Annotated in this window: 26 protein-coding genes, 1 tRNA gene, 2 rRNA genes and 1 pseudogene (1 of these 30 running past the window's edge); 16 read left to right on the top strand and 14 right to left on the bottom strand. The window is 60.9% G+C overall.

Annotated elements, in window-relative coordinates; all coding sequences use genetic code 11:
* The 4 genes from N6H05_RS18015 to N6H05_RS18000 all read left to right on the top strand — a co-directional run.
* Positions 1-1,186: ribosomal RNA gene (locus N6H05_RS18015) — 23S ribosomal RNA — on the top strand (it extends 1,606 nt beyond the left edge of the window).
* 143 nt (positions 1,187-1,329) lie between these two features.
* Positions 1,330-1,444 (top strand): 5S ribosomal RNA (gene rrf / locus N6H05_RS18010).
* Between the two features lie 109 nt (positions 1,445-1,553).
* Positions 1,554-1,630: transfer RNA gene (locus tag N6H05_RS18005), tRNA-Met, on the top strand.
* Positions 1,631-1,694: 64 nt separating this feature from the next.
* Positions 1,695-1,934 carry a hypothetical protein gene (locus N6H05_RS18000; protein ID WP_037491491.1) on the top strand — a complete coding sequence of 80 codons (240 nt, stop codon included), beginning with the start codon at positions 1,695-1,697 and terminating at the stop codon, positions 1,932-1,934.
* Positions 1,935-2,228: 294 nt separating this feature from the next.
* On the opposite strand, the pseudogene N6H05_RS17995 reads toward N6H05_RS18000, so the two are convergent.
* Positions 2,229-3,281 (bottom strand): annotated as a pseudogene (locus N6H05_RS17995) (recombinase family protein); the annotation flags it as partial.
* A 255-nt stretch (positions 3,282-3,536) separates the two neighbouring features.
* Here N6H05_RS17995 and N6H05_RS17990 point away from each other — a divergent pair.
* A complete protein-coding gene (locus tag N6H05_RS17990) occupies positions 3,537-3,800 on the top strand; it encodes a DksA/TraR family C4-type zinc finger protein (protein WP_004212606.1) in 264 nt (87 codons plus the stop codon).
* 71 nt (positions 3,801-3,871) lie between these two features.
* Here N6H05_RS17990 and xth read toward each other — a convergent pair whose 3' ends face one another.
* The 3 genes from xth to N6H05_RS17975 are packed head-to-tail and all read right to left on the bottom strand — an operon-like array spanning position 3,872 to position 8,177.
* Positions 3,872-4,699, bottom strand: a complete 828-nt coding sequence (gene xth / locus N6H05_RS17985; RefSeq protein ID WP_048939609.1) for an exodeoxyribonuclease III — start codon at positions 4,697-4,699, stop codon at positions 3,872-3,874.
* Positions 4,696-7,215 (bottom strand): DNA ligase D, encoded by a 2,520-nt coding sequence (gene ligD / locus N6H05_RS17980; protein ID WP_284110941.1) that lies wholly within the window; start codon positions 7,213-7,215, stop codon positions 4,696-4,698. The genes xth and ligD overlap by 4 nt, the downstream gene beginning before the upstream one ends.
* Before the next feature lie 20 nt (positions 7,216-7,235).
* Positions 7,236-8,177: a GNAT family N-acetyltransferase gene (locus N6H05_RS17975; RefSeq protein WP_284110939.1), complete on the bottom strand. Its 942-nt coding sequence runs from the start codon at positions 8,175-8,177 to the stop codon at positions 7,236-7,238.
* Between the two features lie 148 nt (positions 8,178-8,325).
* Here N6H05_RS17975 and N6H05_RS17970 point away from each other — a divergent pair, with 148 nt between their 5' ends.
* The 3 genes from N6H05_RS17970 to istB all read left to right on the top strand — a co-directional run bounded on the left by N6H05_RS17970 (position 8,326) and on the right by istB (position 10,973).
* A complete protein-coding gene (locus N6H05_RS17970; protein WP_103094708.1) occupies positions 8,326-8,538 on the top strand; it encodes a KTSC domain-containing protein in 213 nt (70 codons plus the stop codon).
* Between the two features lie 145 nt (positions 8,539-8,683).
* On the top strand, positions 8,684-10,204 hold the full coding sequence (gene istA / locus N6H05_RS17965) for an IS21 family transposase (RefSeq protein ID WP_284110936.1): 1,521 nt from the start codon (positions 8,684-8,686) through the stop codon (positions 10,202-10,204).
* Entirely contained in the window at positions 10,194-10,973 is a 780-nt protein-coding gene (gene istB / locus N6H05_RS17960; RefSeq protein WP_284110934.1) for an IS21-like element helper ATPase IstB, read from the top strand. Before istA ends, istB begins: the two co-directional genes overlap by 11 nt.
* Positions 10,974-11,056: 83 nt before the next feature.
* Here the strand turns inward: istB and N6H05_RS17955 are convergent, their stop codons facing one another.
* Positions 11,057-11,296, bottom strand: a complete 240-nt coding sequence (locus N6H05_RS17955; RefSeq protein WP_284110932.1) for a hypothetical protein — start codon at positions 11,294-11,296, stop codon at positions 11,057-11,059.
* A gap of 3 nt (positions 11,297-11,299) precedes the next feature.
* The gene (gene ku / locus N6H05_RS17950; protein ID WP_103094710.1) at positions 11,300-12,202 is read right to left on the bottom strand and encodes a non-homologous end joining protein Ku; all 903 of its coding nucleotides are present in this window, start codon (positions 12,200-12,202) and stop codon (positions 11,300-11,302) included.
* 462 nt (positions 12,203-12,664) lie between these two features.
* On the opposite strand from ku, the gene N6H05_RS17945 reads away from it, so the two are divergent.
* From N6H05_RS17945 to N6H05_RS17935, 3 genes are all read left to right on the top strand, one after another.
* Positions 12,665-13,888, top strand: coding sequence for a HEPN domain-containing protein (locus N6H05_RS17945; RefSeq protein WP_279776309.1), 1,224 nt, complete (start codon positions 12,665-12,667; stop codon positions 13,886-13,888).
* Between the two features lie 265 nt (positions 13,889-14,153).
* Positions 14,154-15,155 (top strand): FUSC family protein, encoded by a 1,002-nt coding sequence (locus tag N6H05_RS17940; RefSeq protein ID WP_004212623.1) that lies wholly within the window; start codon positions 14,154-14,156, stop codon positions 15,153-15,155.
* Positions 15,156-16,093: 938 nt separating this feature from the next.
* Positions 16,094-16,525, top strand: coding sequence for a hypothetical protein (locus N6H05_RS17935; RefSeq protein WP_234415533.1), 432 nt, complete (start codon positions 16,094-16,096; stop codon positions 16,523-16,525).
* A 547-nt stretch (positions 16,526-17,072) separates the two neighbouring features.
* On the opposite strand, the gene N6H05_RS17930 is transcribed toward N6H05_RS17935, so the two are convergent.
* Both N6H05_RS17930 and N6H05_RS28200 read right to left on the bottom strand, forming a co-directional pair.
* Positions 17,073-17,360, bottom strand: coding sequence for a hypothetical protein (locus N6H05_RS17930; protein ID WP_004212625.1), 288 nt, complete (start codon positions 17,358-17,360; stop codon positions 17,073-17,075).
* Between the two features lie 195 nt (positions 17,361-17,555).
* Complete coding sequence (locus N6H05_RS28200; protein ID WP_322785798.1) at positions 17,556-17,636, bottom strand: hypothetical protein; 81 nt, start codon at positions 17,634-17,636, stop codon at positions 17,556-17,558.
* Positions 17,637-17,847: 211 nt separating this feature from the next.
* Between N6H05_RS28200 and N6H05_RS17925 the strand changes: the two genes are divergently transcribed.
* Positions 17,848-18,219: a PRC-barrel domain-containing protein gene (locus tag N6H05_RS17925; protein WP_004212627.1), complete on the top strand. Its 372-nt coding sequence runs from the start codon at positions 17,848-17,850 to the stop codon at positions 18,217-18,219.
* A gap of 45 nt (positions 18,220-18,264) precedes the next feature.
* Here N6H05_RS17925 and N6H05_RS17920 read toward each other — a convergent pair whose 3' ends face one another.
* Positions 18,265-18,531 carry a DUF2171 domain-containing protein gene (locus N6H05_RS17920; RefSeq protein WP_004212628.1) on the bottom strand — a complete coding sequence of 89 codons (267 nt, stop codon included), beginning with the start codon at positions 18,529-18,531 and terminating at the stop codon, positions 18,265-18,267.
* 112 nt (positions 18,532-18,643) lie between these two features.
* Positions 18,644-19,495 carry an SDR family oxidoreductase gene (locus N6H05_RS17915; protein ID WP_103094715.1) on the bottom strand — a complete coding sequence of 284 codons (852 nt, stop codon included), beginning with the start codon at positions 19,493-19,495 and terminating at the stop codon, positions 18,644-18,646.
* Between the two features lie 106 nt (positions 19,496-19,601).
* On the opposite strand from N6H05_RS17915, the gene N6H05_RS17910 reads away from it, so the two are divergent.
* Entirely contained in the window at positions 19,602-20,210 is a 609-nt protein-coding gene (locus tag N6H05_RS17910; RefSeq protein ID WP_004212632.1) for a flavodoxin family protein, read from the top strand.
* Between the two features lie 385 nt (positions 20,211-20,595).
* Positions 20,596-20,892, top strand: a complete 297-nt coding sequence (locus N6H05_RS17905; protein ID WP_004212633.1) for a hypothetical protein — start codon at positions 20,596-20,598, stop codon at positions 20,890-20,892.
* A gap of 248 nt (positions 20,893-21,140) precedes the next feature.
* Here the strand turns inward: N6H05_RS17905 and tnpC are convergent, their stop codons facing one another.
* From tnpC to tnpA, 3 genes are read right to left on the bottom strand one after another with little or no spacing between them, the layout of a single operon-like run.
* Complete coding sequence (tnpC, locus tag N6H05_RS17895) at positions 21,141-22,664, bottom strand: IS66 family transposase (protein ID WP_004209593.1); 1,524 nt, start codon at positions 22,662-22,664, stop codon at positions 21,141-21,143.
* Positions 22,665-22,696: 32 nt separating this feature from the next.
* Positions 22,697-23,023: an IS66 family insertion sequence element accessory protein TnpB gene (tnpB, locus tag N6H05_RS17890; RefSeq protein ID WP_206434212.1), complete on the bottom strand. Its 327-nt coding sequence runs from the start codon at positions 23,021-23,023 to the stop codon at positions 22,697-22,699.
* A 26-nt stretch (positions 23,024-23,049) separates the two neighbouring features.
* The gene (gene tnpA / locus N6H05_RS17885; RefSeq protein WP_284110925.1) at positions 23,050-23,499 is read right to left on the bottom strand and encodes an IS66-like element accessory protein TnpA; all 450 of its coding nucleotides are present in this window, start codon (positions 23,497-23,499) and stop codon (positions 23,050-23,052) included.
* Between the two features lie 64 nt (positions 23,500-23,563).
* Between tnpA and N6H05_RS17880 the strand changes: the two genes are divergently transcribed.
* Together N6H05_RS17880 and N6H05_RS17875 are read left to right on the top strand one after the other, a co-directional pair.
* On the top strand, positions 23,564-24,073 hold the full coding sequence (locus tag N6H05_RS17880; protein WP_284110924.1) for a DedA family protein: 510 nt from the start codon (positions 23,564-23,566) through the stop codon (positions 24,071-24,073).
* Positions 24,066-24,593 carry an MgtC/SapB family protein gene (locus tag N6H05_RS17875; protein ID WP_037491505.1) on the top strand — a complete coding sequence of 176 codons (528 nt, stop codon included), beginning with the start codon at positions 24,066-24,068 and terminating at the stop codon, positions 24,591-24,593. Before N6H05_RS17880 ends, N6H05_RS17875 begins: the two co-directional genes overlap by 8 nt.
* A gap of 328 nt (positions 24,594-24,921) precedes the next feature.
* Here N6H05_RS17875 and N6H05_RS17870 read toward each other — a convergent pair whose 3' ends face one another.
* A complete protein-coding gene (locus tag N6H05_RS17870; RefSeq protein WP_004212638.1) occupies positions 24,922-26,124 on the bottom strand; it encodes a mechanosensitive ion channel family protein in 1,203 nt (400 codons plus the stop codon).
* Positions 26,125-26,615: the final 491 nt, after the last annotated feature.

Below are 26,615 nucleotides of genomic sequence, written 5' to 3'. Positions count from 1 at the left end.
CAAATTGCCTCCGTACCTTCGGAAGAAGGAGGCCCCATCTTAAGGCAACTTTTGATGGGGGGCACAGGCCAGGGGGTAGCGACTGTTTAGCAAAAACACAGGGCTCTGCTAAGTCGGCTTCAAGACGACGTATAGGGCCTGACGCCTGCCCGGTGCCTGAAGGTTAAGAGGAGGAGTGCAAGCTCTGAATTGAAGCCCAGGTAAACGGCGGCCGTAACTATAACGGTCCTAAGGTAGCGAAATTCCTTGTCGGGTAAGTTCCGACCTGCACGAATGGCGTAACGACTTCCCCACTGTCTCCAGGATATGCTCAGCGAAATTGAATTCTCCGTGAAGATGCGGAGTACCCGCGGTTAGACGGAAAGACCCCGTGCACCTTTACTGCAGCTTCAGAGTGGCATTAGGAAAGAACTGTGTAGCATAGGTGGGAGGCTTTGAAGCATTGACGCCAGTTGATGTGGAGCCATAGGTGAAATACCACCCTGTTGTTTTCTGATGTCTAACCTCGCACCGTTATCCGGTGCAGGGACCCTCTGTGGCGGGTAGTTTGACTGGGGCGGTCGCCTCCTAAAGAGTAACGGAGGCGCGCGATGGTGGGCTCAGGACGGTTGGAAACCGTCTGTTAGAGTGCAATGGCATAAGCCCGCCTGACTGCGAGACTGACAAGTCGAGCAGAGACGAAAGTCGGTCATAGTGATCCGGTGGTCCCTCGTGGAAGGGCCATCGCTCAACGGATAAAAGGTACGCCGGGGATAACAGGCTGATGATTCCCAAGAGCTCATATCGACGGAATCGTTTGGCACCTCGATGTCGGCTCATCACATCCTGGGGCTGGAGCAGGTCCCAAGGGTTTGGCTGTTCGCCAATTAAAGTGGTACGTGAGCTGGGTTCAGAACGTCGCGAGACAGTTTGGTCCCTATCTGCCGTGGGCGTCGAAATTTGAGAGGAGTTGACCCTAGTACGAGAGGACCGGGTTGAACATACCTCTGGTGTACCTGTCGTCACGCCAGTGGCGCAGCAGGGTAGCTATGTATGGACGGGATAACCGCTGAAAGCATCTAAGCGGGAAGCCTCCCTCAAGATAAGATTTCATCGAGCCGTCGTAGACCACGACGTTGATAGGCTGGATGTGGAAGTGCGGTAACGCATGGAGCTAACCAGTCCTAATTGCTCTGTTCGCGCTTAAGAGTCCCACCATCAACGACAATGCTGGAAACAGCTAAGACGCTGATGGCGTGGTTTTAAGCCAGCCCAGATATACGAACATCAAACACTCAAAATTGTGCACGGTATCGATTAAAAACCCGCAGTTATGCGCCTGCTTCATTGCTTGGTGACCATAGCGTCTGTGACCCACCCGATCCCATCCCGAACTCGGCCGTGAAACCAGTCTGCGCCGATGGTACTATTGCTCAAGCACTGGAAGAGTAGGGCGTCGCCAGGCATTGAAGCACGCGCATAGCAACGGATAAAAAACCCATCACAATGTTACAAAACAGGGCGGCCAAAAGCCGCCCTTTTTTGCTTATCAGGGCCACACAAAAGCCCAGTGTCGCGGGATGGAGCAGCCCGGTAGCTCGTCAGGCTCATAACCTGAAGGTCGTAGGTTCAAATCCTACTCCCGCAACCACCGATACCGACATACCGGACACCTCCGACGCACCAGCGCCGGGGGCGGTATCGTTTTTGGCGGATTGCTGCCGCTCCAGCCAATCCAGGATGGTACCGAATTCACCATGCAGCATAGCGTTGACTTCGCCGCGCCTGGTGCCCGGCGTCAGGACGACGCGCTCGATGAGCCCGCGCAGGGCGTCGGCGGCCTCTTCGCGCTCTTCGGGACAGACCAGGGCGTCTGCCAGGCGCTCGACCTTGCCGCGATAAATCTCGGCGATGTTGGGATGGATATCCGGAACATCAGCCGGCGCGGCAGCTAGACGGGCGCGGATGGTGTCCTCCTGTGCTTCCAGATCGAGAAGGCGGTCGACGAGGGTGCGTGTTCCCTTGCCTTCTTCCACTATGTCCAGAACGCCCTTGATCGCTTTCAAAACCTTCTCGAGTTCAGCGCGATCTGCCGTGTCGGTTGCCCGGCGCTCGCGGTTCAGACGATTGGTCTCCTCTACGCAGGTGCGAATGGCCTTGGCGGCCACTTCGGGGCTCATCATCCGATCGCGGAGGCCATCGAGAACCCGCGCCTCCAGTTTCTCACGAGAGATGCTATGCCCGTTCGAACAGCTTCTCGTGTCGATATGGTTCGAACACGCAAACCGCCCCTGCCCGCGAAGGGTATAAGACCCGCCGCAGCATCCGCAGTAAACGAGGCCGGAGAGAAGGCTCCTCGGCCGACGGGTTCGGTTCAGTTTGTTGTGTGCCGCGCGCGTCGCTTCGATCACGCCGGCATACTGGACCGCTATATCTTCCTGTCTTGCCTTGGCTGCCTGCCACAGTTCCTCATCGACGATCCGTAGATCGGGGACGTCGGTGACGATCCATTCCGATTGCGGATTGATCCGTGACACGCGCTTGCCGGTCTGAGGATTCTTGAGATAGCGAAGCCGGTTCCAGACCAGCTTCCCGATATAGAGCTCGTTGTTAAGCAGACCGGTCCCACGCTTTGCGTGCCCCCGGATCGTCGTCGACGTCCAAAGTGTGCCGGTCGGCGCGGGTATGCCTGCTTCATTCAAGCGTCGCGCAATCGCCTGAGGGCTGAGTCCGTTGGCGAACTGCCGGAAGACCTGACGCACCACCTCGGCTTCGACGGCATTGATGCTGCGCTCGCCATGGACTGCCTCGCCTTCGCTGGAGAAGCGGCGAACAACGTCATAGCCGTAGCACAGGCCACCACCAGACTTGCCTTTCTCGACGCGTCCGCGCAGGCCACGATGGGTCTTCTTCGCAAGGTCCTTGAGGAACAGGGCATTCATGGTGCCCTTAAGGCCGACATGTAGCTCGGACACCTCGCCTTCAGCCAGCGTGACGATCTTCACGCCAGCGAATTGCAGGTGCTTGTAGAGCGTTGCAACGTCGGCTTGATCGCGGGATACGCGATCCAACGCCTCCGCGAGCAGAACATCGAACCGGCCCATCTGTGCGTCCTGAACGAGGGCCTGAATGCCGGGGCGCAGGATAACGCTGGCGCCGGAGATCGCAGCGTCCTTGTAGCTGCCTATAACATGCCAGCCTTCACGCTTCGCCTGCTCCCGGCATATTAGGAACTGATCCTCGATCGAGGCAGCACTCTGCTTGTCGTCGGAATAGCGGGCATAAAGGGCGACGCGGGTCATATCGTTCTCCTCGCGGAGAAATTAACATGATGCTCGTTACCTGCCAAATTGGGCGGCCCGCATTTAGGCAGTGGAGCATTCCTGCAGCTCACGAGGACAAGATAGCCTAGGCTTCAGAATGATCCATGGCGACGTTCCTCATTGGCGGACAAAGATTTCATAGGCGGGTACCGCTCGCATTCGAGTGCATCTTTGTAATCGCTTATGTCGCTCCCTATCTAGGGGGGTCGCAATTACTTGATCGAGGAATCCGACATGGCGAACGGATGGGCGCGCGATGGCGCCGTACAGGATCAGATCGATGATACGGTGACCGATGCTGTCTTGCGAGCCCGAGGCATGATGCCGACGGGCGAAGGTAGCGACGAATGCGACGATTGCGGCGAGGACATTCCGCAGGCTCGCCGCGCCGCCTTGCCGGGTACGCGGACCTGCGTTGCGTGCCAGGCGAAGCGGGATGCGAATATGCGCGCTGTCGGGATCAACCGGCGCGGGAGCAAGGACAGCCAGCTACGATAGACCTGTCGGTACGGTTCAAACCCGTCATTCAGCGCACTCGGGGAAAATCGTTCAGGGAAAAGCCTCTAATATCACGACATCGCATCGTTCTTCCTTGCCGATGCGGACTTCCGGCGGCGTACCGGCTTGCCGGCAATTTCGATCCAGACCGGTGCGTGGTCGCTGGTCTTTTCCCAGCCGCGCACGTGGCGGTCCACCTGCGCGTCGGTGAGCCGGTCGGTGAGCACCGGACTGAGCAGCAGATGATCGATCCGGAGACCGGCGTTGCGGGCGTAGGCGTTCCGAAAATAGTCCCAGAATGTGTAGATCGTCTCGCCCGGGTGGAGGATGCGCAATGCGTCGGCCCAGCCCTGGTCGAGCAGCCGGAAATAAGCCGCGCGCACCTCGGGCGCGAACAGCGCGTCGTCGAGCCAGCGCTCGGGTTTGTAGACGTCCAGTTCGGTCGGCATGACGTTGAAATCCCCGGCGAGCATCACCGGCAGGCCGGTTTCAAGCAGCCCCGCAGCATGCGCGATCAGGCGCTCGAACCAACGGAGCTTATAGTCGAACTTGGGGCCGGGTCTGGGATTGCCGTTGGGTAGATAGAGGCCGCCGATCAGGATTCCGTTGACCGCCGCCTCGATATAGCGGATGTGACTGTCATCGGGATCGCCGGGCAAACCCCGGCGGGTTTCGTGAATCTCGCCGACACGGCTGAGGATGGCGACGCCGTTCCAGCTCTTTTGCCCGTGCCAGATCGCATCATAGCCAAGATCGCGGATCGCTCGCAGCGGGAATTTCTCCTGCGGCGCCTTCAATTCCTGCAGGACGACGATGTCGGGCTGGCGTTCGGCCAGCCAACGCAGCAGCACCGGCAAGCGGCCATTGACCCCATTCACATTGTAGGTTGCGATGATCACAGGTCGGGAAGGATCTGATCGGCGCGCCCCCAATGGGCAAGGTTCTTCGACGCCGCGCGCTTCACCATCTCCGCTCCATCGCCGATATGCCAGTGCGATGGCTTGTCGAGATCGCGCAGTTCCTCCCAGGTCAGCGGAACCGCGATCGGCGCATATTCGCGTGTCCGCGCGCTATAGGGCATGACTGCGGTCGCGCCGCGCTGATTGCGCAGATAGTCGATGAAGATTCTGCCCGTGCGCTTCGCCTTGGCCAACGCGGCGGTGAAGCGGCCCGGCTCGGCCTGGGCGAGCGCCAAAGCAAAGCGATGTGCGAAGTCCTTTACTACCGGCCATTCGGCCGAGGGCGTGAGCGGCGCGATGACATGGACGCCCTTGCCCCCGGTGACCATCGGGAAGGTCGTGAGACCCATCTGAGCGAGCACGTCCTGCACATGGAACGCCGCCGAGACGACATCCTGGAAATCCAGTCCCTCGTCGGGATCGAGATCGAAAACCAGGCGATCAGCCTTCTCGACATCCTCGATCCGCGCGCCCCAGCCATGAAACTCGATCGTGCCCATCTGGACGCAGGTGAGCAGGCCGGCGGGCGTATCGACGAACAGATAGGGTTCGTCATGGCCGTCCTTCTCGCGGATGCCGACTTGTTTGACGTCGTCGCCAAAGCTGCCGGCGTCATGTTTCTGGAAGAAGCATTTCTTCGATCGACCCTGCGGACAGCGTACGAGGCTGATCGGCCTGCTGCCGGCCCAAGGCAGCATGATCGGCGCGACGATCTCATAATAATCGGCGAGCTGGCCTTTGGTGAGCTTGCCTTCCGGAAAGATCACCCGCTCGCGATTGCTGATCTTGACGCTGCTGCGGGCCGGGGTGGTCGCGATGGCAACCGGTGTCTCGGTCTCCAGCACGACGGCTTCGGGCTTCTTGTCCTCGCGAAGCCCAAGATAGCTCGGATGACGCAGCACGCCTTCGTCGGTGAACTCGACAAAGGCGATCTCGGCCACAAGCCTGGGTTCGATCCAATGCGCGCCGCGAACAGCGGCGCGGGGCGCGTCGACGGTCGGGCCTTTGCGCGCGAGCGGCGCCATGATTTCCATGAGCCGCTCGATCTCATCGGCGGTAAAGCCGGTCCCGGCCTTGCCGGCATAGCGCAGCTTCCCATTCTCGTTGACGCCGAGCAGCAGCGAGCGGAACCCGCGCTGCTTATCCGAGGGCGTCCAGCCGACAATGACGAACTCCTGCCGGCGGATACACTTGGTCTTGAGCCAAGTGCCCGAGCGCGAGCCGCTGTATCGCGCGTCGGCGCGCTTCGAGATCACCCCTTCGAGGCCGGCGCCGCAGAAGCTGGCTAGCAGCTTCTCGCCATTGCCGACGATGTGATCGGAATAGCGGATGCGCCCTTTGGCTTCGCCGATCAGCGCCGCCAGCTTCTCCTTTCGCTCGATCAGCGGCGACCGGGTCAGATCCTCGCCGTCCAGTTCAAGCAGGTCGAAGGCGAAATAGTCGATCGCGTCAGGATCGCTTTTGAGCGCCGCCTGCAGGGCCTGAAAGCTGGTACGGCCGTCGGGAAGGGTCACCACCGCCTCGCCATCGATCAGCGCGCTGCCGACGTTCAGCTTCAACGCGTCGGTGATCAGCCCGGCGAACCGATCGGACCAGTCGAGACCCGAGCGCGTATAGGCGCGCCCTTCGCCGCCACCGATCGCGAGGAGCGTTCGATAGCCGTCATATTTGAGTTCGTGCAGCCAGCGATCGCCCGGTGGGACATGATCGACGAGCGCGGCCAGCTGCACCGGCTGAAACGGCGGCAATAGGCCAGATTTCTTGCGGCGGGCGGGCGCGGCGGCGGGCGTTCTGGAATTGCCGGCCGCCGCAGGTGACGCTTTGGCGCCCGCCTTGCGCTTGCGCACAGCCTTGCCCGCTGCAATCTCCTCCATCGTGCGCCCCGTATCGACGCTGGTAAGATGGGTGCCGATCAGATCGTCTGAGCCGCCGGCGAATTCATCCTGCACCTTTCGCAAAATCCAGTTCTCGCCCTTTTCCTTGCCGCGCGGCTTCAGACGAAAGAGGATCCACTCACCCTGCATCCGCCGGCCGTGAAGAATGAAATGGAGGTGACCTTCGGGCAGCGTCTGGCGAGGATCCTTGCCGGGGATCGATTCCCAGGTGCCATTGTCCCACAGCATCACCGTGCCGCCGCCATATTCGCCCTTGGGGATCGTGCCTTCGAACCGGGCATAGTCGAGCGGGTGATCCTCGGTGCGGACCGCGAGGCGCTTGTCGTCGGGATTGCTGCTCGGCCCGCGAGTGACCGCCCAGCTCACCAGCGTGCCGTCCAGTTCGAGGCGGAAATCATAGTGGAGGCGTGACGCCGCATGCTTTTGGACGACGAACCCGTTGCCGCTCGTCGGCTCGGTTGCGCCCGACGGCTCGGCCGTACGGTCAAAGTCGCGCTTCTCGCGATATCTTGCGAGGCGCTCGTCGGCCGAAGTGTTGTTCGCTCTCGAGGCTCTGGCCATATTGATTTCCGATCACCCCGTTAATTCGTACGGTGGTGCACTCGTTCCCCGCTCGCCCCTTCGCCGATCGTGCGGACGAAGCGATAGCTTGCCTGTTCGAACTTCAGAGAGCGGAAGAAATTGTGGCTGTTGTCGATCGTGATGTCGCTCATCGCCTCGATTTGACGGCAGCCGGCCTTCGCCAGTGCGGTCTCGGCGGCCGCCACCATCGCCGTTCCGACGCCGCGGCGACGATGGCGCTTGTCGACTATGAGCACTGTCACGCGCCCGATCGGGCCGCGGTGGACAGTCGCTACAACCGCCCATCCGCAGCAGCCGACGATATCGCCCAGCTCGGCGACCACCATGCCGGCCTTCGCCTTTCGGGCTGCCGCGAGATTGTCTGCGACCTCCCTGCTACCGAGCGATACGCCGCTGAGCTGGCCGAGAAGCGCCGCCAGCGAACCAGCATCGTTCGCGGTGACAGCGCGAATACGCAACTCCGGTTCGGGTGCGGGCAAAGGCTCGGGATCGGGCTGGGGCGCTGGCTCAGCTTTCGGGACGAGCCGGAGTGAAGGCTGCGGACGCGCCTTCTTGGAAGGTTTCCGTGCCGGACCTGGCTCTTCTCGTCTACGCGGCGCCGGACGATCTCGTAACACCGGTTTTGCCCGGCGGCGGATGGGTTCCTCGTCCTCCTCGGGCTCGGCCGGGCGGGGTTTGTCTCTGGGGGCAGGTCGGTCGGGCGTCGCGTCGGCCGACTGCTTCCATGTGCTTTGCTCGCTGCTACGCAGATAGTCCTGAATGTCGTCGGCGCTCGCGGTCAGGCCATCGTAGCCGATACCGAGCAGCGCCTTGCCGCCCGCATCGGTCAGGCCATATTTCCCGAAGTCGCCGGTGCCGGGCTTGCGCCGCCGCGATTTGACCAGTCTCAGCCCCCGGTGCTGCGCCATCTCGCGGAGCTCGTCGTCGCTGACCTCTGCCATCTTACGACGAGCCTGCCATGCCAGCATTTGCAAGTGCGGCAGGATCGCCTCGGCATCTTATGGGTTCCAGATGACGCGACGCCCGGAACGACACGCAACGATACGCAGTTCTCCAGATATGCGCGCGCACCGCTTCTCTCAGTCCGCTATGATCGATCGCATCGGCTTCGATGACGATCTCGGCATCCTGTCGATCTCGTTTCGCGATACTGGCACATATCTCTATTATGACGTGCCGGCCGAGACCTTCGAGGGCTTCTGCCATGCGGCTTCGGCCGGAAGCTTCTTCAATGAGCTGATCAAGGACCGTTTTCGCTACGCACGCGATCCCGAACGGCGGCGCTTCGGGCCGAACGCCTGATCGCTCAGGCTTCGCCAAGGGCACGATAAACCGACTGTTGATTGCCACTGAGATGTGACCCGGGGGCGCTATAAGTTTCCACTGAGAATTGACCCATGTTTCCCTCCCCTCCGGCTGTCAGTCGGAGGGTCTCGGAGTGATCGACATGGACTTACTCAGTGTGATCCGCCGATGGCATTTCCGGCAGGAGATTTCCATTCGGGAGATCAAGCGACGGACCGGCCTATCGCGCAACACCATTCGCAAATACCTGCGTTCCGATGCGGTGGAGCCCAGTTTCAGGGTTCCGGTGCGCCCCAGCAAACTCGATCCCTTCGCGGACAAGCTGTCGGCTTGGCTGCGGGTGGAATCCAAGAAATCCCGCAAGCAGAAGCGGACCGCCAAGCAACTCTACGTGGATCTGGTGGAGCTGGGTTACGATGGCTCCTATAACCGGGTGGCCGCCTTTGCCCGCCGATGGCGGACCGAGCTTCAGTATGAACAGCAGACCAGCGGACGCGGGACGTTCGTTCCTTTGGCTTTCCAGCCTGGCGAGGCCTTCCAGTTCGACTGGAGCGAGGATTATGCCGTGCTGGACGGCAAAGTGACGAAACTGCAGGTCGCTCATACCAAACTCGCGCATAGTCGCGCCTTCATCGTGCGAGCCTATCTGCTTCAAACCCATGAGATGCTGTTCGACGCGCTGACGCAGGCATTCCGGGTGCTGGGTGGTGTGCCGCAGCGCGGCATCTTCGACAACATGAGGACCGCTGTCGACAAGATCGGGACGGGGAAGGCGCGGCAGGTCAATGCCAGGTTCGCTGCAATGGCCAGCCATTATCTTTTCGAGACGGATTTCTGCAATCCGGCTTCTGGCTGGGAGAAGGGGCAGGTCGAGAAGAATGTCCAGGATGCCCGGCGCCGGTTGTGGCAACCGATGCCCAGTTTCCCTGGTCTGGCTGAACTGAACGCTTGGCTGGAAGCTCAATGCATCGCCCAATGGAGCGAGATCCAGCATGGCGCCATGCCCGGCACTGTGGCCGATGTGCATGCCCAGGAAGCGTCCTGCCTGATGCCGCTGGGCCGGCCCTTCGATGGCTTTGTCGAGCAGATCAAGCGCGTATCGCCAACCTGCCTTATCGCCTTCGACCGCAACCGCTATTCGGTGCCTGCTTCGTTCGCGAACCGTCCGGTCAGCCTGAGGATTTACCCGGATCGTCTTGTCATAGCGGCCGAAGGCCAGATCGTGTGCGAACATGCCCGCCTTATCGATCGTTCTCATAACAAGCCGGGACGCACAATCTATGACTGGCGGCATTATCTGGCGGTGATCCAGCGCAAGCCCGGCGCCCTGCGCAATGGTGCACCCTTTCTCGAGATGCCCGAGGCCTTTCGGGAGTTACAGGGCCATCTGCTCAAGCGCCCAGGCGGCGACCGAGAGATGGTCGAGATCCTGTCCCTGGTTCTTCATCACGACGAGCAGGCTGTCCTGAGGACGGTTGAGTTAGCCCTGGAAGCTGGTGTCGCCACCAAGACCCACGTTCTCAACGTGTTGCATCGACTGATCGATGGCAAGGCGCCTCCAGCAGCGCCGATCGATGCGCCTCAGGCACTGCGTCTGACGCAGGAGCCCGAGGCCAATGTCGTTCGCTATGACAGGCTGAGGGAGATCCGCCATGCGTCATGACCCCGCCAGCGCTGCGGTCATCGTCATGCTGCGCAGCCTCAAGATGTTCGGCATGGCTCAGGCCGCCGACGAACTGATCCAGCAGGGCGCGCCTGCCTTCGATGCTGCCTTGCCGATGTTGGCTGGGCTCCTGAAAGCAGAAATGGCCGAGCGGGAGGTCAGGTCCATCGCCTATCAGATCAAGGCGGCCCGCTTCCCGGCCTACAAGGATCTGGCTGGTTTTGATTTTGCCGCCAGCGAGATCAATGAAGCGCTAGTGCGTCAGCTTCACCAGGGCGACTTCATGGAAAACGCCGACAACGTCGTGCTGATCGGCGGGCCCGGAACCGGCAAAAGCCATATCGCAACGGCGCTGGGCGTCCAGGCTGTCGAACATCACCGCAAGAAGGCCCGCTTCTTCTCCACGGTCGATCTCGTCAACGCGCTTGAGCAGGAAAAGACCTTGAACCGGTCCGGCCAACTGGCAGAACGCCTGCTACGCCTCGACCTGCTCATCCTCGATGAGCTGGGCTACCTGCCCTTCAGCCCATCAGGCGGCGCCATGCTCTTCCATCTGCTCAGCAAGCTGTACGAGCGCACCAGCGTCGTCATCACCACCAACCTAAGCTTCAGCGAATGGTCCGGCGTGTTCGGCGATGCCAAGATGACAACCGCGCTGCTCGATCGGCTTACCCACCACTGCCACATCCTGGAGACCGGAAACGATAGCTTCCGCTTCCGCGCCAGCACCGCTGCGCCCAAAACCAGAAAGGAGAAGCCAACATCTTGAACCTGCCGGTCATCGGCAGCACATAACCCGTACCCACCCGGGTCATTTCTCAATGGAAACCCCGGGTCACATCTCAGTAGCAATCAACAAACCGACATCAGATGGCGAGAAGCGACGGCCCGCGCGCGCGGCGACCGGATCGTCTCCTCATTGGTCTCATGAAGCATGGTGAGCATGTCGAGCACTTCCTGGCGGGGTGTGCCGGTTTCTCGCAAGTGCGTGCCGATCAACGTCAGCAGATTGGCCCACAGCGTGATGGCGCCTTCGGCAAACGCTGCATCGTCGTCGACGGTCGCCGCTACCGAGTCTGATCTGTCCGCCACGGATCAGGCCCGCTTGCGCGCAGCCGGTTTCGTGGCCGGCTTGGCCGCAGCCTTCTTGGCGGCCGGTTTCGCGGCAGCCTTGCTGGTCTTCTTTGCCGCCGCCTTGGACGAGCCACCACCCGATGAGCCGAGCGAGTTCTTGAGCGCGGCCATCAGGTCGACGACGTTGGAACCACGCGAATCGCTGCCCTTGTCATCGCTCTCGATGTTAAGCGTTTTGCCCTTCTTCTTGCGCTCGATCAGCTCCTTGAGCGCGTCGGCATAGCGATCGTGAAACTCCCTCGCATCGAACTTGCCGGTCTTCTTGTCGATCAAGGTGGTGGCGAGGTCGAGCAATTCCTCGTCCGGATCGGTATCGCCGATCTCGCGGAAATAGCTCGTCGCCTTATTGACCTCATCGGCGTATCGCAGTGTCTCCATCACCATGCCGCGCCCGCAAGCTTTTATGCTGACGACATATTCCCGTCCGCGCATAGCGAGCTGGCCGAGGCCGATCTTGCGGGTGCGTCGGAGCGCCTCGCGCAGGACGATGAAGGCCTCCTCGGCGAGATCGTCGGCCGGCACGACATAATAGGGCTTCTCGAAATAGATCGCGTCGATGTCATGGCTATCGACGAACTGGGTCAACTCGAGCGTCTTCTTGCTCTCCAGTTTGACCCCCTCGATCTCGTCGTCGTCGAGCAGGACATATTCGCCCTTGGCATATTCGAAGCCCTTGACGATCTCATCGACGTCGACCGGGCCGATCCCCGGCACGACCTTTTCATACTTGATCCGCTGGCCCGAGGGCTCATGAATCTGGTTGAACGCGATCGTGGCGCCGCTCCTCGTCGCCGAATAGATTTCAACGGGAATGGAGACCAGCGCCAGTCGGATCTGACCTTTCCAATAGGGACGTGCAGCCATCGATCCTCTCCTTCGCAGATTCTCCTAATCCCTAATGCCTTCGGCTCGTTCCCGCGCAATCTGCATCGCCGCGTAATCTACGTCGCCGCACCAGGCAAAGGTGTCGATGACCGGTGCATGGGGCTGTCGCTAGCCCGCGATCAGCGGCTCGCTGGTCGGGATAAGGAACGGCATCAGCAAACTTTGCTTCCCTATGGTTGAGTGCTAGAAGGCGAGGGCGCTGCGAAAAGGGCAGGGCCGGGACTGCTAATCCCGCAAATGGCCAAGGAAGCTCGGGAAACTCTGTTTTCCGGGATGCCGCCGTGCATGTCCAAACCTTCGGGTGAAAGACGGCGGCGCATGTCATTTGCGTGTTAGCAGTCCCGGCGGCTCCCGCGTCCAGTGCGCGGGAGTTCGGGATCGTCACCGCATCCGCCTCGGCACTTCCGCCTCATCCGCCATGGATGCGGGATGGAGATTCCCATGCACGAAAGCCGTGGAGACGATGCACCTTCCCTATCGGGCCGTACGGGCGATCACGTCACTGTCGAGGAATTCGAAAAGCTGCGACAGCGCGTTCCGCCGCGCGTCATGCATCTATGTCCCCACGACCGAATAGCGATCGAGCGCACGACGCGGATATTATGTGCCTGTCTCGATGACGGGCAGGAACGTGCGTTCGGGTACGGCTCGCTCTACTGGCTCATGCTCGTGGGCGACAACGCCGATCCGCAAAAGATCGACAAGCACCAACTTGAACTCTCCAAATTCGAACTCTGGGCATTCGTCGATCCCGAGTTCAATAAGGGAAGGGCACGCCATCTGGATGAGGCCCGACATATCATTAAAGCGGAAGTGGATCACCTGGCGACGATCACGTTGTCCATCTTCACCATCGATGAGCCCAAACGGTTCCGCGTTGAAGACAACCACTTCCTGACGGATCGCTATGACACGGGCATCGTTCTCTACGACCGCGCAATGGATGGACCGCGGGAGCCAAAGGCGCAGGCGCGTTTTGACAGGATTACGGCCGCTGCCATGAGGCTGCCCGAACCGCAGCATTCTGCCTTCGCCTGGTACCGGCGCCATGGGCTGGGCACGGTCAAGGGACTGGCGAAGTGCACACGCAGCTCAGCTAAAGAAGAGATGCACCTCGCTCAGGCCTTTGGGAAATTGCTCGGGTGCATCGGGGACGATGCCCTCCCGCATTCGCTTCGTCCCGGAGCGCGCAATCACCCATCCCACAACCTCAACCTCTATCACCGCCCCCAGGACTTCGACCGGATTCTGGCGGTGTCTCATTACCGTCACGCCCTGTATTTCCTGGAGACAGCGGAGGAGACCCTGCCGAAATACGGGCTTGATGTCCTCGTCCGCCATGCCGCCTATGCTACCGAGTTTGGGCTCAAGGCGATCCTTTTGAAGGCAGGCTACCACGACCACTTGATCCGCCGGCAAATCGGCCTCGATCTCGAGCATGCCTTGCTGGACGCCTTGAGGAACGGGTTGCCCGAGCCCTCGCCAGATCTGATGCGGTTGATTGGCCCGCTCTCTCGCTATCACAGCCAGGGCAGAACCCCGGAGCTGGCGCGGGCCGTAGGGGCGGCGGTGCCGCCTGACGAGATTGTGGGGACGGTCTGCGCGTTGATCCGGTCCGTAGGGTTGGTGACAGGCTATGAAGGGTTACCCGCCGATACCGGTTGAGGAAGCGTTCTGCGAAAGGAAAGTCCCGGAGTGGACCGCGCGCCGCACTGCATTGAAATGCACCGCCCAAGGTCCCGAATTACCGAGGATGTGAAGGGCTCCTCGACGGGAGAACCCTGCTGGCAGCTTCGTGGCATGTCGCAAGCCGTAGCCGGCAGTGATGAAACGGCAATGCATGTCGCACATGCCGCTCTCGTCCGCATGCGCATGTGGCAAGCGCGAGATCATCACGATAGGAGTGTCCTGCAGGAGGGCGCCCCGATTGATGCCTCAGTTCAAAGATATATTTCGATTCAACACGCATAGTGCTTTGTTGGCGATGCCAGGGTTCGCCCTGTTGCTTGTGGGCGGTGTGAGTGCCGGCGCCGCGATGCCGGCCTCCATCGCAGCGGGTGCGGCGTTCTCGGTCGGCTTCGGGGCGACCAAGCGAGTGTTTCATAATCGATGGGCCGCGATGACGCTGGCTGGAATCGGCATGACACTTGTCGCCTTTATCGGCACGATCCTTGGCAACGATCCATATGTGACACTGGCGGCGACAGCCCTGATGGGAGGCCTTTGCGGTGCGTTGATCAGCCGCGACATCGATTTGTGGTGGGTCTGGCTCCAGATCATCATTGCCTTTCTGCTGGCGCTGCACTTCCCCGGAAGCGTGCTCGATGGTCTGCGCCGGGCTGTGTTGGTGGCGGGTGGGTCTGCGATCCAGATCGCAGCGGTCGGATTGATGGTGGGAGTGATCGGCGAGGGAAAAGAAATTCCGGCAGCGCGCAGCGATCGGGCGACCCGACAGGAAATGCTGCTCCACGCGCTTCGAGCGGCGCTGTGTATCACCATCGCAAAAGTCGCCGCGGACAAGGCAGGTGTCGAGCATGGCTACTGGGCTGCCCTGACCGCTATGGTCGTTCTCAAGCCGGGGCTACGCGATACCGGTGTACGTGGCATCGAGCGAATTGGCGGCACGGTCGCCGGCATTGTTCTTGCGACGATAGTGCTGCATCTGCTGGCTGCGGTACCGCTTCCGCTGGCGGGTGCTGCTGTGTTGTCCGCTGGTTGTGCGTTCGGGTTCCAGAAAGCGCGTTACGCGGTTCTGAGCGCGGCCATCACCATGAGCGTCATATTGATGATCGCGCTGGCGGGCGGAGAGATCAAAGGCGCGGAAACCGACCGATTGCTCGCAACGCTGATCGGTGGCGCTGTCGCCCTGGCCGGGGCAATGATCGCACCGCGCCGATTGCCGGGTCAGCGCAACGCCGATGACAACGAATGAATCTGCTGCAAATTCATGCGATCACCATTCGAGCGGGGCGGTCGCGCTCTGGCCATACCCGCTCCCATAAGGAAGGCCGCAGCGTTTAACCAAGAACGGCAAACCGCTGCAGTCTCAGGCTGACAGTGCCGGTCCTGGTGCGTCGGTGATACGGGACACTGCAACGAGCCCGCCATCGCAGAAATCGATCGCAGCCTCAGCTCCTTGCCAAGCGCAGTAAGGCCAGCCAGCTTACAGTCACGTCCAGAAGATTCTCCCTGGCGATCCTGTCGATGCCGGAAATGCCCAGCAGCGCGCGAACCTGATCGAGCGAGACCCAAGATCGCGGGCGCGCCGGAGGAAGGACAGCCGACCCATAGTTCGCCCATGGTGCCGAGTTGGACATAGGGCTTGCTTTGCGTCCTGTAGGGATTGCTGTGCAGAACTGCCGCCCGATATAGGTGGCATCGATTGCTAAGTGCCCACGTCCTTCATTCTCCCACATACCGACACAAGGTGCGCGCCTTGGAATGCCCGGTATGCCCAACCACAGCGTTGGGAAGCTGTACGGCTTCAGGATAGCGTTTCAACGCTCCTATCGACCGCAGTGGAGAGAATAACGGCTGTATCCTGCCAGGCGGCAGCCCCTCTTTCGGGGGCCTGGCAGGGCGTAACAACATCCATGACGCGGCTTGTGGCCCAAGATCGGCCGCCACGCACCGAAGCCGAAATGCCTCGGATCGGAACGAGAAAGACTGTAAGAACGGCCTTGTCGAGGCCCAGGAAAGAGATCGCCTGCTTTGAGCTGAAAGAGAACTTTCTTTCCGCCTTGCATAGGCTTGTGCCTCAAGGCATCCCATTAGGGGGATCAGGCTGAGGGCGGCGTACCCTGACAATGCTGCACAGCCCCCGCAGCGGTGATGAGAAAGGCTTCATCGCTAAAACGGACGGAAGGCAGGATGATGGATCAGCGTGTCACAGATCTTTGGAATCGCCTCATGGCTTACAATGAGGGCGACGCTATTCCGCTTGCCGCATTCCGTGACGAGGTTCTGCAGTTGCACGAGGCCATCACCGATGAGGAGAGCCGAATTGGCCTCATGCGGATCTTCAATCTTGTCTGTGACTTAGTGGCGGTGCATCTCGAAGAAACGGGGGGCGATCTCCACGCTTTTGCCGCTCATCGGCAAAGCCAGATTTGGATGTTCTTGCGGGCCGAAAGCCTTCTCGATGGCGTGCTGGACCGTAGCCGACTTCGTGATGTGACCGGGCGTGAGGTGCAGGCCGGTCGCATGACGCCGGACGATCCGCTGCGACTGTACGCCCTGGGCGATGATTCGGCTTTCGCCGAGTTCTTGGAAGCGCCGTCAGCGCAGCCGACGCGCCACTAGGACGGAACACCGGCCTGCGGGCTCGCAGCAAGAAACAGCGCAGCGAGCGGCGCAAAGCTGGCGCCGATAAACCACGACGCAGTCGCTTTTCTGCCTGCGCCGGTGTAACGATGCTTGGGTGAAAGCTGCTATTCACCGGCCTTGAGGACTGTCCGAAGGAAAGGCCGAGGAGGATGAATCCGAGGATTATGTAGATGCACTCACCTGCGCTGCCTTGGCTGAAAAGCTGGGGAGCAAATCCACTGCGCGCCGCAATCATCCCAGTCGAGCAGCCCAATCGGATGGACGCTGGACCCTCCTTGCGTTCCTTCTCGCCTGGGCGATCGTTGTGCTGACAATCGGTGGGGCGATCTGTATTATCTCAACGTCAATATGATGCCGATGCCCGCGAGCATATGAGCACCATGTTCGGGCATTGATGGAACCGATGGCGAGCAGCCGAAATAACGCCAGCAAAATACCTGTGGTGTCTAGTTGCTCCCCAACAGTAAGACGGTGCTCCCGATAAAACGATCGGGGCCATTTGGTCATCCTGTCGGTACCGGCATCAAGTATCTGCAGTGCTCTGCGACGCGGCGGTGCCGGAAATGCCTGCTTTTGCGAGATCTGGATTTTGCGCGACCTGTTGGTCGACGCCGTCCTGGGCGCCCTCTTTCGCCGCCTGCTTGACCGATTTTTCGAACATGCGCTTCAGCACCCAACCGACCGCGAAAGTCACCGTCGCGGTGACAACGGCGCGAGCTGCGGTATCCTCGAGCGAGCGAAAGAGCTGTTTGCGGCGCTGGCGTCCATTCTGACCGGCAATGAGGTCGGCTACTTTCTCTCGTTTGCGCATTCGATCACCTCCTGGTTTCGGTCGTAGTATGCGTAACGCACGAAAAGGGAGAAGGGTGGCCGAGATAAAAGAACAGCCGGCTGGCAGATGATCCGAGCGCCCTTCAGGGCGATGCCGGGGAAAATCCTGAGGACTACAGTCCGCCCGCGAAAATGGTTCTCAGAGGCGTAGCAGGTTTTCAGCCGGCCAGCCTCGTCACTCGCCGGTTTGGGCATCTGGAGCGGCAATCTGCTTGGATACTGGTGCTTCACCTTGGCGGAAGAATAGGGAAAGTATGAGTAGGACCGCGGTCGAGAGAAATTCGCTCTCCCAGTTTTCGAAGACCCTTCGGCAAGCTTTTTACAGGCGACGCCAATTGACGAGGAAGTCTGGGAAGCGGTTGAGCAGCTTTTACGGGCAGTCCGACGATCAGGTATCACGAGGCGGGATACACCTTTCCCTCTGTCGCGTTCGCCTTGATCATTCATCCCATGGAAGGAGAGATGTCATGGCACAGACCGATATTGCCACGGACGAAACCAATCGGCTAATCGCCTCGAACAAGGTTGAGGGCACCACCGTCTACAACGCCCAGCGCGAAAAGCTCGGCTCTATCTACAATTTCATGGTCGAAAAGCGCTCGGGCAAGGTGGAATATGCCGTACTTCAGTTCGGCGGCCTGTTCGGGCTGGGGAGCGATTATTATCCGCTACCCTGGGACGTGCTGACCTATGATACCGATCAGGGAGGCTATGTCGTCAATCTCGACAAGAGCGTGCTGGAACAGGCGCCCCGCTATGCAGGCGACAGCGAGCCGGCTTTCGATCGCAACTACGGGCGAGAGGTATATGGCCATTACGGCGTCGACTACCCCTATTGATCGGACAGAAGTGGCCGGCCCGTAGGGCCGGCTACTTTTTCGCGCTTATGACGACTTGTCGCTGAGCGCCTCGCCACCTTCCTCCTCTTCCAGCAGAACGGCTGCCGATCCGGCTGCAGACAGACGTACCTGATTGCCTTCGACAGCGGCCACCAATCCTCCTGAAAAATAATGGTGATGATCGGAGTGCGAGCCGCTGTCGGCTTTCGTCATCTTGATCCGATCGCCCTCGACCTTGTCGACAGTGCCGATATGGACGCCATCTGCGCCGATGATCTCCATATGCTCCTTGATTTGGCTCAGGTCCGTCATCTCAGTTCCTTTCATCTGGTGAAATTTCTGTACCCATTTGCCAGGCCGGGCTCGATTTTCCCGTCGCCGGGCAGTTGGTTTGCGCTATGTCCCGTCGAGCGGCAGAAGCGATCTAGCCGTTCACAATGATCCCGCCATTTGGATGGAGCACCTGCCCGGACATGTAGCTGGAATCCTCGCAGGCGAGAAACAGGAAGGCCGGGGCGACTTCATTGGGCTGGCCCGGCCGACCCATGGGCGTGCTCTCGCCAAAATGCTCCAGCTTCTCAGGTTTTGCGCCGCCGCATGGGTTGAGCGGGGTCCAGATCGGGCCCGGTGCGACCGCATTCACGCGAATGCCATCGCCGACCAGATTTTCCGACAATGACCGAGTAAAGGCCGTGATCGCACCCTTGGTCGAGCTATAGTCGAGCAGATCCTTGCTGCCCTGGTACATGGTGACGCTCGTGCAGTTGACGATCGCCGCGCCCGGCTTGAGGTGCGGGCGCGCGGCCTGCGTCAGGAAGAACATGCCAAAGATATTGGTCTGGAAGGTTCGGCGCAGCTGTTCCTCGGTTATGTCCGTGATGTCCTCATCGGGATGCTGCTCGCCGGCATTGTTGACGAGAATGTCGATCCTGCCGAATGCATCGAGCGTCTTGCGTACGATCTCCTCGCTGAAATCCTTCTCGCCGATATCGCCGCGGATGGTGATCGCCTTGCGTCCTTCGGCCTCGACGATCCGCTTCGTTTCGGCGGCATCGTCGTCCTCGAGCAGATAGACTATGGCGATGTCAGCGCCTTCACGGGCATAAAGTGCCGCCACGGCGCGCCCGATGCCACTGTCGGCGCCGGTGATGATCGCAACCTTGTCCTTGAGACGCTCAGCCCCCTTATAGCGAGGCTGCCACTCGGGCTTTGGCTCGAGTTTGCTTTCATGCCCGGGAAGCGCATCTTCGTGGATCATCTGGGCGGTCTCGGTCATTGCGGCATCTCCTTTGGAGACAGAACCCTTTTCTTGCCGATGAGTTCTCCTGTCAGTGAACGGATGATCGCACGCCTGCGTCAGTCGATACCAAAGGAGACGATTGATGGCACTCAAGGCCCTGGCTCTCAATTGCACCCTTAAGAGCAACGCGAAGGAAGCCAGCTCAACCGACACCATGATCGCGGTGTTGAAACAGGCATTTTCCGACTGTCAGGTTACGATTACCGAGACAGTGCGGGCGGCAGCGCTCGATATCAGAGCCGGAGTAACATCCGACGAAGGGGACGGCGATGCCTGGCCTGCGCTGCGCGAGAAAATACTGGCGCACGACATCCTCGTCTTCGGCGGCCCGATCTGGATGGGGCAGATATCCAGCGTCGCCAAGCGCGTGCTCGAACGGATGGACGCGTTTCTCTCGGAGACGGACGATCAGGGCCGCATGCCCAGCTATGGAAAAGTCGCGGTGGCGGCGATCGTTGGCAACGAGGACGGCGCGCATTTTTCATCCGCCCAGCTTTTCCAGGCCCTGAACGATGTAGGCTGGACCATTCCAGCGGTCGCGGCATGCTACTGGGTCGGCGAGGCGATGGGGTCCACGGATTTCAAGGATTTGGCGACGACGCCGGAAAAGGTGACGGAAACTGCAAAGATGGTGGCTGGCAACGCCGCCCATCTGGCCGGCTTGCTGCAGAAAAATCCCTACCCCGGCTGAGCCAAAATTCTCGTTCTGATCAGCTTCCAGGGAGAAAGCTTTCGTGAAAGATACAGGATGGATTGCCGCAGGGGAGTTCGTCCGGCATCCGTCAATGGTCGGCTCGGCCTTTCCCGCAAGCGCCCGAATGGTGCGCCGTATGCTGGCCCCGTTGAACTGGTCTAACATCGAGGTTCTCGTGGAATACGGGCCGGGCAGCGGCAGATTTACCTTCGAAATGCTCAGGCGCATGCATTCGAAGCGCGCGTCGATCTGGCGAAGATCGCGCCAAAGCGCGATTTCTGACCACCAAGAAATTGCGGCGAGCCGATCGAAACAGATCGGGACGAATTGGCTGCTGCCGCGTTCAAGGGATTGGCGGTGGCAACCGACAAGGAGAAGGATCATGCCTCGCGGAGACAAGTCGAGCTACACCGACAAGCAGAAGCGCAAGGCCGAGCATATCGAAGAGGGCTATGAGGATCGCGGCGTAGGCAAGGAGGAGGCAGAGAGGCGCGCCTGGGCGACGGTCAACAAGGAGTCCGGCGGCGGAAAGAAATCTGGCTCTGGCCGCGGCAAGAAAGAAAACCACGAAAGTTCGCGCAAAGGTGGCCGCAAGGGCGGATCGAGTCAGAGCGCGGAAAAGCGCTCTGCGGCCGCGAAAAAGGGCTGGGAAACCCGCCGACGCAAAGGAAATGCCTGATGTCGACCCACAAGATGATGGCGCTGCACACGAATGTGAGTGGCGTGCATGACGCTGGGGTGTCCTGGTGACGCACTGCAAATCTTAATTTTCGGGATAGGCGTGTATGACGGAATGGATCACAGATATTGTCGAGCGGATGGGGTACTGGGCCATCGGCCTGCTCATGCTGCTTGAGAATGTCTTTCCTCCCATACCCTCTGAAGTGATCATGCCCCTGGCCGGCTACACTGCCGTAAGCGGTGTTCTCAGCCCACGGTGGTCCAAGGCATGAGTTCGGCGACGCCGTTCGCAGGATGACCGTTGGCCAGGCTGTTCAGCGTATCGGTCAGCCAGATGTGCGGGTTGATGCCGGAGAGCTTGCAGTTTTCGATGAGCGTGGCGATCACCGCCCAGTTGTCGCCGCCTTCGTCGGAACCGGCGAACAGGGCATTCTTGCGGTTCAGCGCGAGGGGCCGGATAGAGCGTTCGACGGTGTTGCTGTCGAGGTCGATGCGGCCATCCTCGAGGAAGCGTGACAGCCCATCCCAGCGGGTGAGCGCGTAGCGGATCGCTTCGCCGAGCTTGCTCTTGGCGCTGACCTGGCGGATGCGGGCCTCGAGATACTGGCGAAGATCATCGACGATGATGCGGCTGCGGTCATGGCGAACAGCCCGGCGTTGCTCCGCCGATAATCCTCGCGCCTCATCTTCGATGGCATAGAGCAAGGCGACGCGACGCAGCACTTCCGTTGCCACCGGCGAGTTGTCGGCCAGCTCGTAGAACTTGCGCCGGACGTGTGCCCAGCAAAAAGCGAGGCTGATCTGCTGGCGGCGCCTGGCGAGCGCGGCATAGCCGCCATAGCCATCGACCTGCAGGATACCTGCAAAATCACCGAGATGCGCTTCTGCCCGTTCGCCCTTGCGATCGGCTGCATAGACATAGGCGACCATCGGCGGATCATCGCCGCCCCAAGGTCGGTCATCGCGGGCATAGGCCCATAGCTGGCCGGTCTTGGTTCGCCCACGCCCCGGATCGAGCACCGGCGCCGTAGTCTCGTCCGCAAATAGTCGTTCTGATCGTCGCAATCGCTCAAGGATGTGATCGCGCAAGGGGCGCAGATACCAAGCTGCCCGTCCGACCCAGTCTGCCAGGGTGGATCGATCAAGCTGGATGCCTTGCCGGGCGTAGATCTGCGCCTGGCGGTACAGCGGTAGATGATCGGCGTACTTGGCGACCAGCACCTGGGCGATCAGCGCTTCGGTGGGAATGCCGCCCTCGACGATCCGCGCCGGTGCCGGGGCCTGCACAATGGCGCTCTCGCACGAGCGGCAACCGTAGCGCGGGCGGCGGGTGACGAGGACACGGAAGGTCGTGGGCACGACGTCGAGGCGTTCGGCTACATCCTCGCCGATCTGGTGGAGCGCGCCGCCGCAGCACGGACAGGCCTTGTCCTCGACATCGACGACCTGCTCGATCCGTTCGAGATGGGCAGGGAGCGAACCGCGGTTGCTCTTGCGGGGGCGCTCGGCGGGAGTCCGGCTTGCCTTGTCCCTGGCATGCTCGGCTTCAGCCAACGCCGTCTCGACTTCTTCCAGCGCAAGCTCGAACTGATCAGGATCGAACTGCTCTGACCGGCGTCCAAAACGGTGGCGCTGCAGAGCCTCGATGATCGCCTTCAGGCGTTCCACATCAGCCTGGAAAACCTTGAGCGTGTCGAGCTCGCGGGCCTGTTCGAGGACGAGCGCACGCAGCGCTTCAACGTCGTCGGGGAGGTCCGCTTCCATGAGCATGGCAGGCAGTGAATCAGTAGGCGAAGGCCCCGTCAACCGGCAATCTGCGGGACAATGGGACGGCGTCCACCGTGCACTCTGCGCCAGTCCAGACCCTCCAGAAGGGCACCGAGTTGCGCCGAGGTCAGGCGCATCACGCCGTCCTGGATGCCCGGCCACTTGAAGCCACCGGTCTCGAGCTTCTTGGCCATCAGACACAGGCCCGTGCCGTCCCACCAGACCAGCTTGATCCGGTCCGAACGCTTCGCCCGGAACACGTAGATCACGCCCGAATAGGGATCGCCGCCGTACTCGGCTCCGACCAGCGCGGCCAGGGCGTCAGGTCCCTTGCGAAAATCCACCGGGCGCGTCGCGACCATCACGCGCGCGCCAGCCCCAGGTCCTATCATCGCGTCGCCTTGAGCGCTTCGATCACCGCGGCAATCACACCGACGTCGGCACTGCGGCCGATCTTCACTGCCACACCGTCGATCTCCAGCTCGACAGCTGCAGCTGCTGCGCAACGTCGACGGCGGGGACGCGTGGGAGCAGGACCGGACACCGCGCTGGGCTCGATTACGGCAGGCACGAACGCGACCGCTTCCGGCTCTTCCGAAGGCAGGATCCCCCCCTTGGCCTCGAGCTGCTTGCGCAAATCCCGCCGCCACGCGTAAACCTGAGAGGGATCGAGCCCATGCCGGCGAGCCACGGCACTGACCCCGTCCCGGCCCGAATAGCACTCTGCAACAATCGAGGCCTTCACTTCGGGCGGCCACTCTCGCCGCTTGCCCGCGCCCGTAAACACCTCGAACCGCTGCGCGCCCTTGCTCACAGGATCATCACCCGAGATTATCATAGTAGCAGCGCACTCCAGCCCAATCAGGGCGCGGAAACTCGGCGCTACGCTTCAAACGCGCAAGGTGGGGGCAGAACAGCGCTTACACACTGCCGCCGACGGCGGCCTCAACATCATACTTGTGATCATATGCGGCACGATAGGGACGGTCACTGGCGCCGCCTTCTGGTGGTGGCTGGCAGGAAAATGTGGTGAACGGCGATTGAAAAAGCTGGCTGACCGCCACGGACGCTGGCTTACCTTGTCGGCTAACGAAATCGACCACGTTGATGCTTGGTTTGATCGGCACGGTTCCTGGGCCATTCCCGTCGCTCACATCATTCCTGGTCTGCGCACGCTGATCTCGATTCCGGCTGGCGTGTTCGGCACTCCTTTTCCAAGGTTTCTCATCTTGACCACGCTGGGATCGGCTGTGTGGAACAGCCTTCTTGCAGGAGCCGGATACTTCCTCGGCCGACAATTTTCGGCCGTCGATCGTTATCTTGGGCCTGCTGGCCTCACGATCATGGCAGCAGTGCTGCTGTACTACGTTTATCGCGTCATCACCTTTAAGCCGAGTGTCGAAAATGCTTGAGGACGATCTCTCCGTCACCCTCATGAGGCTCGGGCTCGCGACGCTTCTGGGCCTTGTGCTGGGGTTCGAACGCGAACGCCACGGCCATGATGCAGGCCTGCGAACACATGGTCTAGTCGCGCTGAGCTCAGGGATGCTTACCTTGTCTGCCCTGGAACTCGTGGAACACCATGGGGAGGGCGACCCTGTTCGCGTCATACAAGGGCTTGCACAAGCTATCGGCTTTATCGCCGGAGGCTTGATCTTTGTGCGCGGGGGCGATGTACGAAACATGACAACGGCGGCCAGTCTCTGGATGGCTGCGGCTGTCGGCATAACCGCCGGTGCTGGGCAGTATATTCTTGTGCTGGCAGGTACGGCCCTCGCCGTCCTACTCCTGGTCGCTGCGACCTTCGTTGAACGCATGCTGCCAAAAAATGGCGGATCGCCAGATAGCCAGAAATCGGTGCAGATGCCGAACCGGCGTGGCTCTGTCGTTCCCTCTCCTCCACCCGGTCAGCTTGGCGAGGAGGAAAAGTAGAGCCGCCTTGAGGAGCACCATAGCACAAGGCTTCGAGCCCTGACTGGGTTTCGCCCCCTGGAATCCGACCTAATGCAGGTACATGGAATTGGTCATAACGCGAGCGATGCCACGGCAGCGTGCGCCACACGCGGCCCAGAACCCACCCATAAATCGGCCAGGACGGCAGGGCTAACGGCCAGCCCGTGCTGCCGGTTAAGAGGAGTCCTTAGGAGCAGACTGTGCAGTTCGGGCCCGCAGGGCCCGCTGCTATATGGCGGGAAAGCTACATTTCCGCCTCCATCTGGCCAATTTCCGCAGAAACGCATGCGGGGCTTCGACGAAGGGCCTACAGCGCCCTTGCGTCGTCGTCAGATGACGTGGGGCTCGGATAGGGCATGATCAGCTTTCCGTCAGGGGCGGCGGTGAACGTCGTTTGCGTGGGATAAGGAATGGAAATCCCCTCCTGGGCGAACCTTTGCACGACCGCCACCATCAGCCGGTCGCGCAGCGGATGCGCCACGCCCCAGTCCTTGCCCGGCACGTCGACCAGCAGGCTGAAATCGAGCGAACTAGCGCCGAAGCTCTCGAACCCGGCCCTTGCCGCCTTACCGCCTTCCGCCTCGACAAGTTCGGTCAGGATGCCGGGAATGCGCGCGAGCGTCTCGGGCGGGGTCTCGTAGGCGACGCCGATGGTGAACGGCAAACGGATATGATCACGCCCGCTGACGTTCAGGATTTCCTTGTCGAGCAGGTTCTTGTTGGAGATGATCCGCAGTTCGCCCGTATAGGCGCGGATGCGCGTGGACTTGAGACCGATCGCCTCGATCGTGCCCGACGAATTGTCGAAGCTGATCTGGTCGCCCTTGGAAAACGGTCGGTCGAAGATGATCGCCAGCGCGGCGAACAGGTCGGCGAAGATACCCTGCGCAGCCAGACCTATGGCGATACCGCCGACGCCCAGACCCGCGACGAGGCCGGTAACGTTTACGCCGATGTTGTCGAGCAGCACCACGGCCGCCACCGCGAAGACCACCACGCTGACCAACAGGCGGATGAGGCCCATGGCATTAATGATCGCCTCGCCCTTGAAATGCTCGGCCGAGGTCTTGTGCTCTATCGCGCCGAGGATGAACTCGCGCGCCCAGATCGCGCCTTGCATCACCGCAGCCAGGGTGAACAGGAACGTTACCAGCTTGTCGAGCATCGGAGGCGTCTGCGCGTATCCGTCCACCGCACGGATGGCGACCATGATGATGAAGTAGTTGGTGGTCTTGGTGATGGCCCGGCCGACGATGGTACGCCAGTCGCCCCGCCCGCGCTCCTTTCGGCACAGACGCGCGCCAAGCCCGCGCAGGGCGTAGAGCGCGGAGACGATGGCGACGGCGATGGCCAATGCGATGATGATCTGCAGCCAGTACGCCTGGAACCACGAAACCGTCGATCGCGACAGGTCGCGAATTTGCGTGGATACGTCCGGGATGGCGGTTCTTGCGAGAGCTGGGGAAGTTGCAGCGGGCGTGGCTGCGGCGATAATCTGGATTACGCTCATCGTATGCACATGATCCTGCGTCTGTGGCGCGGTTGCGGATGGCGACCCGAACCGGCGGATTGGCGACGCTTGCACGACAGGCGCGCAAAGTGTCGGCGCGGGCCTCTAAAATGGACTGACCCCGAGTTTGTTCCCGTATCGAGTGATGAAGTCCCTCACGCTTTCGGGAATGCGACCGTAGCGGCGGCGATTGGCCTAATCTTGAACATCGTCAGCGCCCTACCGCTATCATCACCACGGGCACACGAGCATCACGATCATGATCATGGGCACCGTGACCATCGTCATGGATGAGCGCAAACGACAACTACCTGCGTTCGGCCTATCTGCCTGTTCTGGGCGGCGCACTAACGTCGATGAGGGAGATCGTCACGCTGCTGGCGAGGCATTGCCGGGGCTCGACGGTCCTCAACCCGCTGATGAATGTAATCGATTCGGTGGTCGTCGCGCGCCGCCGACGGGGAGAAAAGCCCGCAATGCCGAGCGGGATC

This window comes from Sphingobium sp. WTD-1 (assembly GCF_030128825.1).
Taxonomy (GTDB): domain Bacteria; phylum Pseudomonadota; class Alphaproteobacteria; order Sphingomonadales; family Sphingomonadaceae; genus Sphingobium.
This window is presented reverse-complemented; position numbering and strand designations above follow the sequence as displayed.

What these genes read in the sequence shown, in the direction of transcription:
- N6H05_RS17990 (WP_004212606.1), top strand. Translation starts at nt 3,537, where the DNA reads ATGGCGAACGGATGGGCGCGCGATGGCGCCGTACAGGATCAGATCGAT.
- N6H05_RS17870 (WP_004212638.1), bottom strand. Translation starts at nt 26,124, where the DNA reads ATGAGCGTAATCCAGATTATCGCCGCAGCCACGCCCGCTGCAACTTCC.
- N6H05_RS17875 (WP_037491505.1), top strand. Translation starts at nt 24,066, where the DNA reads ATGCTTGAGGACGATCTCTCCGTCACCCTCATGAGGCTCGGGCTCGCG.
- N6H05_RS17905 (WP_004212633.1), top strand. Translation starts at nt 20,596, where the DNA reads ATGCCTCGCGGAGACAAGTCGAGCTACACCGACAAGCAGAAGCGCAAG.
- ligD (WP_284110941.1), bottom strand. Translation starts at nt 7,215, where the DNA reads ATGGCCAGAGCCTCGAGAGCGAACAACACTTCGGCCGACGAGCGCCTC.
- N6H05_RS17945 (WP_279776309.1), top strand. Translation starts at nt 12,665, where the DNA reads ATGCACGAAAGCCGTGGAGACGATGCACCTTCCCTATCGGGCCGTACG.
- tnpC (WP_004209593.1), bottom strand. Translation starts at nt 22,664, where the DNA reads ATGCTCATGGAAGCGGACCTCCCCGACGACGTTGAAGCGCTGCGTGCG.
- N6H05_RS17920 (WP_004212628.1), bottom strand. Translation starts at nt 18,531, where the DNA reads ATGACGGACCTGAGCCAAATCAAGGAGCATATGGAGATCATCGGCGCA.
- N6H05_RS17975 (WP_284110939.1), bottom strand. Translation starts at nt 8,177, where the DNA reads ATGGCAGAGGTCAGCGACGACGAGCTCCGCGAGATGGCGCAGCACCGG.
- tnpA (WP_284110925.1), bottom strand. Translation starts at nt 23,499, where the DNA reads ATGATAATCTCGGGTGATGATCCTGTGAGCAAGGGCGCGCAGCGGTTC.
- N6H05_RS17970 (WP_103094708.1), top strand. Translation starts at nt 8,326, where the DNA reads ATGATCGATCGCATCGGCTTCGATGACGATCTCGGCATCCTGTCGATC.
- istA (WP_284110936.1), top strand. Translation starts at nt 8,684, where the DNA reads ATGGACTTACTCAGTGTGATCCGCCGATGGCATTTCCGGCAGGAGATT.
- N6H05_RS17915 (WP_103094715.1), bottom strand. Translation starts at nt 19,495, where the DNA reads ATGACCGAGACCGCCCAGATGATCCACGAAGATGCGCTTCCCGGGCAT.
- tnpB (WP_206434212.1), bottom strand. Translation starts at nt 23,023, where the DNA reads ATGGTCGCGACGCGCCCGGTGGATTTTCGCAAGGGACCTGACGCCCTG.
- N6H05_RS17940 (WP_004212623.1), top strand. Translation starts at nt 14,154, where the DNA reads ATGCCTCAGTTCAAAGATATATTTCGATTCAACACGCATAGTGCTTTG.
- N6H05_RS17930 (WP_004212625.1), bottom strand. Translation starts at nt 17,360, where the DNA reads ATGCGCAAACGAGAGAAAGTAGCCGACCTCATTGCCGGTCAGAATGGA.
- N6H05_RS17925 (WP_004212627.1), top strand. Translation starts at nt 17,848, where the DNA reads ATGGCACAGACCGATATTGCCACGGACGAAACCAATCGGCTAATCGCC.
- N6H05_RS17910 (WP_004212632.1), top strand. Translation starts at nt 19,602, where the DNA reads ATGGCACTCAAGGCCCTGGCTCTCAATTGCACCCTTAAGAGCAACGCG.
- ku (WP_103094710.1), bottom strand. Translation starts at nt 12,202, where the DNA reads ATGGCTGCACGTCCCTATTGGAAAGGTCAGATCCGACTGGCGCTGGTC.
- istB (WP_284110934.1), top strand. Translation starts at nt 10,194, where the DNA reads ATGCGTCATGACCCCGCCAGCGCTGCGGTCATCGTCATGCTGCGCAGC.
- N6H05_RS17935 (WP_234415533.1), top strand. Translation starts at nt 16,094, where the DNA reads ATGATGGATCAGCGTGTCACAGATCTTTGGAATCGCCTCATGGCTTAC.